This is a genomic window from Streptomyces bobili (assembly GCF_002154575.1).
In the GTDB taxonomy this organism is placed as follows: Bacteria; Actinomycetota; Actinomycetes; order Streptomycetales; family Streptomycetaceae; genus Streptomyces; species Streptomyces bobili.
In genome coordinates this window covers 1-9,463 of record NZ_MUBA01000419.1, presented here as the reverse complement: position 1 = coordinate 9,463, position 9,463 = coordinate 1, and the positions used below count along the sequence as shown (strand labels likewise).

The following is a 9,463-nucleotide window of genomic DNA, read 5'->3' as shown; positions in this document are numbered from 1 at the left end:
GCGCCGCGGCCTCCGCCCCGAGGACGACGCTGTACGAGATGTCGTCCGTGGCACCCCCCTGCTCGTGTCCCCCCAGTACCCCTACGACCTCCCTGAACCCGTTGACCCACGGGCTGCCGCTGGTCCCCCCGCTGAATCCGGGACAGTCGATGCGCTGCTGGGTACGGCTGTGGGAACGCGGCCTGTCGCTGCAGGTGAGGGGCGTCTCGCGGGAGTCGGGGTATCCGGTGACGGTCACGGCGGTCGCGCCGACATCCGTCCGGGTCACGAACCGATTGCCCCCGACAACGTCCTCGACCCCCTTCCCACCCTTCTCCCCGACCACCGCGAACGCGACGTCACTGTCCTCGTCGCGCCTCTCGGCCCACCCGTCGGGAAGGAAGTTCCGCTCGACCCTCCACACCCCGTAGGGGGCCTTCCCGTCCCGGTATCCGGGTACGAAGACGAGCGGACCCCGCCCGGCGAGGCAGTGCGCGGCGGTGACCAGGAGATCGCGGTGCGGACCGCGCACGACGGACGCCGTACAGGAGTGCGCTCCGACAAGCCCGCCCGGCCCCTCGGCATCGTCCGCGTCGAACAGCGCCCCCACCCGCGCCGTCCCCGCCGTCACCCCTGCGGCGACCGTCACCCCGAGAGGGCCGGTCCCGCCGCCGGCAGCCGCCTCCGAGGCCGAGGTGACCGCCAGCAGGACGACACCGAGCAGGGCGGCGTAGGGACGCGGGCTGCGCTTCATCGCCCCCACTGTGTCCCACGAAGGTGAGAGCCGGGTCAGACCCCGCTATCGTCCACGAAGTCGTAGAGGCCCCGTGCGGAAGGCATCTCCCGTGACCGACATCCCCCCCGACCTCACCTGGGTGCGTGCCGCCCCGCCGGAGGCGACCGGCCCCGGCCCCTGGATCGAGATCGCCTTCGGCGAGGGCGACGACACGGAGGCCCCCGTCTACCTCCGCGAGACCAGCGACCCGGACAACGTGGTCACGACGAACCGCCGCAAGTGGGACGCCTTCGTACTAGGAGTACAGGCCGGCGAGTTCGACCACTTCGTGGAAGGCGTGGCGGAAGCCGAGACCTCGGCTGAAGCGGACGGCGACCCCGCGAGCACCGTCTGACCTCAGGTCAGAGACGGTCCTCACAGCGGGCCCTGGGCCCGCCTCCGTACACCGTCGGGCATGAGAACATCGAATCGGGCTCTCACCCGACCAGCCGTCAGAAACGGCACTCGGCCGTGAAGTGGGTCAACGACGGAACCACACGACAGGTTCCGCTCCGACCTCGTTGCCCGGCGTAACCTACCGTGATACACAGAGTGACGAGTGCGAGCTTTTCGTACGAATCCCGCCCGTCAATGACGCCAAGTCGACATACGAAGGCGGCGTTGTCGGCGACAATGAGTCCTGACCTCTGCACACCGCAGGGGCCTCTCGGAACTACCCACCAGGGGCGGTGACTTACATGCTCTTTGCGGCCGACAAGGGAGACATCAACACCATCATCGGCGGGATCGCTCCGGACTGGGGCCCCTTCGGCAGCCTGGGCAACGAGGCCAAGGTGATGATCGAGGTGGTGATGGCCATCGCCATCCTCCTCTGCCTCGGAATCGCGATCTGGGGCGCCGCCAAGCAGCGCATCGGCGCGACGGCCCTGCGCGACACCTTCAGCGCGGAACAGGGCAAGGGCCTCATCATCGCCGGGCTGACGGGCGTCTTCATCATCGGGTCCCTCGGCACCCTGTTCACGATCGTGTACGGCATGGCCGTGTAGCGGGCGTCACCGACCCCCGTCCGTTCCGGGCACGCCCGGCCCTCTCCACCCCACCCACCCGTCGTGCCCACCGGCTGAGGTTGCGTTTCCCTGATGTCGAGTCACCACACCGCGCCCGCGCGGGAACCAGCACGGCTACCGTCGTACTACTACGTGTTCCGGTACGGCAGCGAGGGGGCGTACACGGCATGAGTCCCGGAGACGAACACGACTACGGCGAGCCGGCGGGCACCCGCATGCGCCTCCCCGAGGCCGACCCCTACGGCGGCGCCCGCCGCCCGGCGCGCTCGTCCTCGCGCAACCTGGTCATGGTGGTCGGCGTCGTCGTCCTCCTCATCGCCGCGATCGCCTTCGCGAACCGTGGAGGAGACGACTCCCCTTCCACCACGGCCACCGGCGAGACCAACGCCGACCGGCCGGGGACTTCGTCGACTGCAGCGAGCGGGACGAAGCCGGTCGAGACCAAGACCGGCGCCATCCCGTCCGGCTTCCCCCGGACCGAGCAGGGAGCCCAGTCCGCGGCCGCCAACTACGCCGTCGCACTGGGCTCCACCGGCATGTTCCAGAAGGCGAGCCGGCACGCCCTCGTCGACACCGTCTACACCGCCGCCACCGCCGCCGGGCTGCAAGCGCCGATGGACCAGGCCTATTCGGCCGCCTTCCTCGCCAAGCTGGGCCTCGACGCCGACGGAAACGCCCCCGAGGGCAACACCTTCGTCTCCCGCGTCGTCCCGGTGGGCACCACGGTCCGGGCCTACGCCGACACCACCGCCAAGGTCGCCGTCTGGTATCTCGGCCTGATCGGCATGTCCGGGGAGAACTCGACCGACCCCGTCACCTCGTCGTGGAAGACCTGGACCTTCGACCTCCAGTGGGTCGAGGGCGACTGGAAGATCACCGCCGACGAGCAGAAGGACGGACCGGCTCCCGTCCCGGGCGACGACAGGGCCGCCGCCTCCGACGAGATCAGCAAGGCCATCGAGGAGTACGGAGGGTTCACGTATGCCCGGTAACCCGCACCGCGTGCTCCGGCTCGCCGGAGTCGTCGCGGCCGTCCAGGCCTCGGCCGTGCTGCTGGCCACCCGTGCCTTCGCCGCACCCACACCCAGCCCGACGCCGACTCCCACGACTGCCTCGCCGTCCCCGACGAGCAGCCTCGACTGCAGCCTCATCCCGGGGGAAGCCAAGAAGTACTGCGAAAAAGGCAACACCCCCTCCGGCACCACCACCCCCGGCGTCTCCGACACCCTCGACCCCCTCTCCTCGCTGGCCAAGGGCTGTGCCGAAGCCGCCGCCTGGACCGTTGAGAAGCTCAGCGCCGCCGTGCAGGACACCGCGAACGTCGACTTCACCAACGCCCGGTTCCTCCAGCAGTACGCCGTTGTGTTCGCCGCGTCGACCGTCCTGACCCTCCTGCTGTGGCTGCTGGCCGTCGCCAAGCGGGCGGTCCGCGGGGTCCCCCTCACCACCGCCATCGGCGAAGCCGTCGGTTTCCTCTGGCTCACCGTCCTCGCCTCCGCCTTCACCCCGCTGATCCTCTACACGGTCGTCTCGGCCACCGACGGCATCAGCGAGGTCCTGGCGAAGACGACCGGCGGCCAGACCGACGCCTACTTCGGCACCTTCTCCGCCGCCCTGGAGAAGGGCGAGGACATCGGCGGCGGTCCGATCATGCTGATCGTGGTCTCCCTGGTGTCCATCCTCGCCGCCGGCGTCCTGTGGCTGGAGCTGGTCCTGCGGGCCGCTCTGCTCTACGTCGGCGCCCTGCTCGGCACGGTCGTCTACGCCGGCCTCGTCGACAAGAACCTGTGGGGCCACGTCCGCCGCTGGGCCGGCATCATGATCGCCGTCATCCTGGTCAAGCCGGTCATCGTGATCGTCCTCGGCCTGGCCGGAGCGCTCTCCGCCGACGACGGCCCCAACGCGTTCGGCGCCGTCGTCTCCGGCCTGTCCATCATCCTGCTGGCCATCTTCGCCAGCGCGATGATCTACCGATTCGTGCCGGGCTTCGGCGACGAGATCGCGAACTCGCGCAACAACCGCATCATGCAGGGCGCCGAGGGCAAGGCCGCGGCCGTCATCAGCTCGCCCGCGACCCTCGTCGCCCAGGGCATCAAGACGCACAGCACCCGAGCCGACAACAACGGCGGCGGCGGGTCCTCCTCCAGCGGCCAGCGCCCGGCCAACCAGGCCGCCGGCGGCGTGGCCGCACACAGCTCGCGCAGCTCGAACGGCGGCGGATCTGTCCCCTCCGCCGCACCCGCGCCCCGCGCGAGCAGCCCGGTGAACACCCCGCACGCCGGCAACACCCGCAACAGCAGTACCAACCGCACCGGAGGTGAAGGGCGTTGACGACCGAATCCCACGTGTCCCACGTGATCACGCCCCGCCGTACATATCTGATCGGCCGCGCCCGGCCGAACGCGATCGTCGGCCGCAACCGCGAGTCCGGCGAGATCGCGCTCATCGTCGTCGGCGCGTTCCTCGGCATGATGTGCGGGCTCCTCGTCCCCGTCCTGACCCTGCGGATCGTGCTGCTCGCCGGCTTCCCGATGATCGCGCTCGCCGCGGTGTACGTGCCGTACAAGCACCGCACGTTCTACAAGTGGTTCGAGATCAACCGCAGTTACAAGCGCACCCTGCGCCGGGGCACGGTCTACCGCTCGGCCGCCATGGAGGCGGGCACCCGGATCGACGGCCAGGAGATCGAGGTCGGCCCGCCACCCGGCATCGGCCGCATCAACTGGCTCGCCGCCCCCTTCGGCCCCGACGAGATCGCCGTACTCCTGCACGCGGACCGCCGTACGGTGACCGCGGCCATCGAGATCGAGGGACCGGGCGTCGGCCTGCGCGACAGCGAGGACCAGGAAGCCCTCGTCGACCGCTTCGGCACCCTCCTCAAGCATGTGGCCAACGGCGACGGCTTCGTCACCCGCCTGCAGATCCTCGCCCGCACCCTCCCGGCCGATCCCGACGCCCACGCCAAGGACGTCTCCCAGCGCGGCGACGACAAGGCGCTGCCCTGGCTGCAGTCGTCGTACGAGCAGCTCCAGTCGATGGTGTCGACGAGCAGCGAGCAGCACCGCGCCTACCTGGTCGCCTGCATGCACTTCACGCGCGAACTGGCCGCCGAGGCCAACGCCATGGCCCGCGCCGCCCGCCCGCAGAACGGCCGCAAGCTGGACCGTGACGCCGGCCTCGCCGTCGTCATGGCCCGCGAGCTGACCGACATCTGCTCCCGCCTCCAGGAAGCGGACATCCGCGTCCGCCAGCCCCTCGGCCAGGGCCGCCTGTCGTCGCTGATCCACTCCATGTACGACCCGGACCACCCGATCGACCACATCCAGGCGATGACCCGCCGCAACGCCTGGCCGGCCGAGCTGGACGCCATGGAGCCCACCCACCTGAAGGCGAAGACCCGCGAGTCCTCCACCCGAGCCCCCTGGTGCCACGCCACGGCCTGGGTGAAGGAGTGGCCGATGACGCCCGTCGGCGTCAACTTCCTGGCCCCGCTCCTCGTCCACACCCCGGACGTGATCCGCACGGTCGCCGTGACGATGGATCTCGAACCCACCGAGGTGGCCATCGAACGCATGCTGACCGAGAAGACGAACGACGAGGCGGAGGCGAGCCGCGCCGCCAAGATGAACCGCACGGTGGACCCGCGCGACGTGGCCGCGCACTCCCGCATCGACCAGCGCGGCGAGGACCTCGCGAGCGGCGCGGCGGGCGTCAACCTCGTCGGCTACATCACCGTCTCCTCCCGCAATCCGGAGGCACTGGCCCGCGACAAGCGGACGATAAGGGCGTCTGCGGGCAAGTCGTACCTCAAGCTGGAGTGGTGCGACCGAGAGCACCACCGCGCGTTCGTGAACACCCTCCCGTTCGCCACCGGCATCCGAAGGTAGGGGCTTTACATGCGGGACCCGATGTCCGTCGTCACCGACGCCTTCACGTCCTTCCTCTTCGGCAAGGTCGAGACGACCCGCCTGCCCGTGCGCACCTCCACCGGCCAGGCCCAGGCGGTCTACCTCCCGACCGCCGCCCCCGGCCTCGGCGACTCGGGCGTGATCATCGGCCGCGAGGTCTACTCCGGCAAGGGCTACATCTACGACCCCTTCCAGCTGTACGGCCAGCAGCTCCCGGCCCCGCACTGGCTGGTCCTCGGAGAGTCCGGCAACGGCAAGTCGGCCCTGGAGAAGACGTACGTCCTGCGCCAGCTCCGCTTCCGCGACCGCCAGGTCTGCGTCCTGGACGCCCAGGGCGAGGACGGCGTCGGCGAATGGAACCTCATCGCGCAGGCTCTGGGGATAACTCCCATCCGCCTGGACCCGACGGCCGCGCTGGACCTCGGCATCCGTCTCAACCCGCTGGACCCGTCGATCACGACGACGGGCCAGCTGGCGCTGCTGCGCACCATCATCGAGGTCGCGATGGGCCACGGCCTGGACGAACGCTCGGGCTTCGCCCTCAAGGTCGCCCACGCCTACGTCAACGAGACGATCGTCGAACGCCAGCCGGTCCTCACCGACATCGTCGAGCAGCTACGGCACCCCGAGCCGGAGTCCGCCGAGGCGATGAACGTCGCCATAGACGACGTACGGGCGTGGGGTCTGGACGTGGCGCTGGTCCTGGACCGTCTCGTCGACGGTGACCTGCGCGGCATGTTCGACGGCCCGACGACGGTCGGCATCGACCTGGACGCCCCGCTCATCGTCTTCGACCTGTCCCACATCGACCGCAACTCCATCGCCATGCCGATCCTGATGGCGATCGTCGGCGTGTGGCTGGAGCACACCTGGATCCGCCCCGACCGGAAGAAGCGCATCTTCCTGGTCGAGGAGGCCTGGCACATCATCAACAGCCCGTTCGTGGCCCAGCTGTTCCAGCGGCTGCTGAAGTTCGGCCGCCGGCTCGGCCTGTCCTTCGTCGCCGTCGTCCACCACCTGTCCGACGTGGTCGACGGAGCTGCGGCGAAGGAAGCTGCCGCCATCCTCAAAATGGCGTCGACACGGACGATCTACGCCCAGAAGGCCGACGAGGCGAGGGCGACGGGCCGCGTGCTCGGCCTGCCCCGGTGGGCGGTGGAGATCATCCCCACCCTCACCCCGGGCATCGCGGTGTGGGACGTCAACGGCAATGTCCAGGTCGTCAAACACCTGATCACCGACACGGAACGCCCGCTGGTCTTCACCGACCGCGCGATGACCCAGTCCTCCGCCGACCTCGCCGAGGACGACGCCCTGCGCGCCGCCGAGCTGGAACAGGAACAACGGGCGGCGGCCTTCATGGAACAGCACCTGCCCGACCTGGACGGCTCGTCCGAGTCGACGGTGGCGTAGACACGGGGGACGCGATGAGACCGGGTGACGACCGCGGCCAAGGCCAGGGCCACGGACAGGGCCAGGGAGGCATCCCCGACGGCCTGCTGCTCGGGCTCCTCGCGTTCCTGCTCGGCATGACGCTGCTGGTGTGGACGGCGACGGGCCTCGCGGCCCTCTTCGCCCACGGCTCCTGGCCGGCCGGCGTCACCTTCCCCCGCACCCCGCTGGCCATGCGCCACCTGGTCGGCCAACCCCACGACCTCCCCGGCGCCTGGCCCGACGCCGCCCCGTCGGCCCTCTCCGGCTACGGCCTCTTCTGGGGCCTGTTCATCGGCCAGGTGATGATCCTCCTGGTCCTCACGGTGTTCACCCTGGGCACGGTGGCGCGATGGCGGGCGGTGCGGGCGGGCAGGGGAACCCGACCCCGCCACGAGGTACCGGCCCCGGCCCCGGTCCACCACGAGGTACCCGTCCCCCGGACGGAACCCGAACCGGAACCCGTGACACCGGCCCCCCTCCTCAAGCCCGAACCGGCGATCACCCAGGAACCTTCCCGCCTCGAAGGCCCGGTCCTGTACGCCCCACCCGAGACCCGCCACCTCACCGCGGCCCAGGCCATACGCGACGCGGAGGGCGCCGTCCTGGTCGTCACCTCGCACCCGGCACTCTGGCAGGACTCCAAGGACGCCCGAGCCAAACTCGGCCCCGTCCTCCTCTACGACCCCACCCACCTGTGCGACACCCCGGCCCGCCTCCACTGGTCCCCGACCGCGGGCTGCGAGGACAAGGCGACAGCGGCGGCCAGAGCGACGGCCCTGCTCACCCCCGTCCGCCCCACGGCCCGCCTGGACCAGGCCGTCACCGAGACCGCCGAGACGCTCCTGCGCAGCTATCTGCACGCCGCCGCCATCGACGGCCGCACGGTCCGCCATGTCCACCGCTGGTCCCAGGGCACCGGCATCCAGGAAGCGGTCCGCACCCTGCGTACGAACCCGAAGGCGGCGGCCGGCTCGGCGGGCGAACTCGAAGCCGCCCTCACCGCCCACGCCGAACGCCGGGACATCGCCCAGGAACTGACGACCCGAGCCCTGTCCGCGCTCTCCACGGTGAACATCCGCGAGGCGTGCACACCCAACCGGACTGACGCGCTCGCCCTGGATTCCTTCGTCGCCGAGGGGGGAACGCTTTATGTGGTCGGTGAATCCATCGAGGACCCGAGGACGCATCCCGGCGCGATGCCTCTGCTCACGGCTCTCGTCTCAGGCGTGGTCGAGCGCGGCCGGCGCATGGCCGAACGGTCATCCTCCGGTCGGCTCGACCCACCACTGACCCTGATCCTGGACGATGTCGCGGCCGTGGCCCCGTTCGCCCAGCTCCCGGACCTCCTGGCCGACGGCCGCGACCGCGGCCTGCCCACCCTGGCCCTGCTCCGCTCCCGGGAACAGGCCCGCACCCGCTGGCCCCACCACGAACTGCCCGTGTGACCCCTACGACCGTTCCAGGACGTACTCCAGCTCCCGGCCCCCGTCGGTGTCCTCGCCCAGCGCCACGACCACTCCGCTCGGCAGGAAGCCCGCCCTGCTGTAGAAGGTCCGCGCCCGCCCGTTGTCCTCGTGCACGATGAGCCTCACCCGCTCCAGCCCGCGCGACCACGCCCACTCCAGCCCGGCGTCGAACAAGACCTCGGTGAGCCCGATCCCGCGGTACTCGGGCCGCACGAACACGCCCACGACATGCCCCTGGCGCTGCTCGACCGGGAACCCCGCCCAGTCCTTGGTGCCGGCCTCCTCGACGAGCACGGTCAGCGTCGCGACCCACTCCCCGTCGGGCCCTTCGGCGATGATCTGCTGAGCCTCCCCGACCCCGTCGGCCACTCCGGCGGTCCGCTCCTTCCAGAAGGAGTCGGGCTTGGCCAGCGCTTCGTCGTACGTCTCCAGGAAGGCGAGGTGCGCGACCGGGTCCCGCAACGCCAGGAGCCGCAGCCCCTTCGCAGCCGGCCACTCCTCGGCACGCACGGACCTGATCAGGTAACTCATGGGGCCACCGTAGTACCCGGTCGCCGGACCACTCACCCGAATTAGCCCGCGCCGAAGATATCCATAGTTGACCGTAAACGCAGAAAACCCCCGTGCCAATGGCACGGGGGTTTTCCCTAAAGATTGTTCGGCGGCGTCCTACTCTCCCACAGGGTCCCCCCTGCAGTACCATCGGCGCTGTGAGGCTTAGCTTCCGGGTTCGGAATGTAACCGGGCGTTTCCCTCACGCTATAACCACCGAAACACTATGAAACTGTCGAACTGCCGCACCACACCGCACCTCTAGGAGGTGGATGTGGGGCTGTTCGTGGTTTCAGAACCAACACAGTGGACGCGAGCAAC

9 protein-coding genes and 1 rRNA gene are annotated in these 9,463 nt (G+C 70.1%); 7 read left to right on the top strand and 3 right to left on the bottom strand.

Features of this window, described 5'->3' with window-relative positions; translation table 11 throughout:
• Positions 1-733, bottom strand: a 733-nt coding sequence (locus BZL64_RS28680) for a trypsin-like peptidase domain-containing protein (protein ID WP_086772074.1), incomplete at its 3' end; no start/stop codon positions are given.
• A 91-nt stretch (positions 734-824) separates the two neighbouring features.
• Here BZL64_RS28680 and BZL64_RS28675 point away from each other — a divergent pair.
• The 7 genes from BZL64_RS28675 to BZL64_RS28645 all read left to right on the top strand — a co-directional run bounded on the left by BZL64_RS28675 (position 825) and on the right by BZL64_RS28645 (position 8,569).
• The gene (locus BZL64_RS28675; RefSeq protein WP_086772073.1) at positions 825-1,109 is read left to right on the top strand and encodes a DUF397 domain-containing protein; all 285 of its coding nucleotides are present in this window, start codon (positions 825-827) and stop codon (positions 1,107-1,109) included.
• Between the two features lie 343 nt (positions 1,110-1,452).
• Complete coding sequence (locus BZL64_RS28670; RefSeq protein ID WP_073499096.1) at positions 1,453-1,761, top strand: hypothetical protein; 309 nt, start codon at positions 1,453-1,455, stop codon at positions 1,759-1,761.
• Positions 1,762-1,949: 188 nt separating this feature from the next.
• The gene (locus BZL64_RS28665) at positions 1,950-2,774 is read left to right on the top strand and encodes a DUF8175 domain-containg protein (protein ID WP_086772072.1); all 825 of its coding nucleotides are present in this window, start codon (positions 1,950-1,952) and stop codon (positions 2,772-2,774) included.
• Positions 2,764-4,113 (top strand): hypothetical protein, encoded by a 1,350-nt coding sequence (locus BZL64_RS28660; RefSeq protein WP_086772071.1) that lies wholly within the window; start codon positions 2,764-2,766, stop codon positions 4,111-4,113. Before BZL64_RS28665 ends, BZL64_RS28660 begins: the two co-directional genes overlap by 11 nt.
• The gene (locus BZL64_RS28655; RefSeq protein ID WP_086772070.1) at positions 4,110-5,669 is read left to right on the top strand and encodes an SCO6880 family protein; all 1,560 of its coding nucleotides are present in this window, start codon (positions 4,110-4,112) and stop codon (positions 5,667-5,669) included. Before BZL64_RS28660 ends, BZL64_RS28655 begins: the two co-directional genes overlap by 4 nt.
• A 9-nt stretch (positions 5,670-5,678) precedes the next feature.
• Entirely contained in the window at positions 5,679-7,103 is a 1,425-nt protein-coding gene (locus tag BZL64_RS28650; RefSeq protein ID WP_073499104.1) for an ATP-binding protein, read from the top strand.
• Positions 7,104-7,117: 14 nt separating this feature from the next.
• A complete protein-coding gene (locus BZL64_RS28645; RefSeq protein WP_086772069.1) occupies positions 7,118-8,569 on the top strand; it encodes a type IV secretory system conjugative DNA transfer family protein in 1,452 nt (483 codons plus the stop codon).
• 3 nt (positions 8,570-8,572) lie between these two features.
• On the opposite strand, the gene BZL64_RS28640 is transcribed toward BZL64_RS28645, so the two are convergent.
• Positions 8,573-9,121 carry a GNAT family N-acetyltransferase gene (locus tag BZL64_RS28640; protein WP_086772068.1) on the bottom strand — a complete coding sequence of 183 codons (549 nt, stop codon included), beginning with the start codon at positions 9,119-9,121 and terminating at the stop codon, positions 8,573-8,575.
• 125 nt (positions 9,122-9,246) lie between these two features.
• Positions 9,247-9,363: ribosomal RNA gene (gene rrf / locus BZL64_RS28635) — 5S ribosomal RNA — on the bottom strand.
• Positions 9,364-9,463 lie beyond the last annotated feature (100 nt).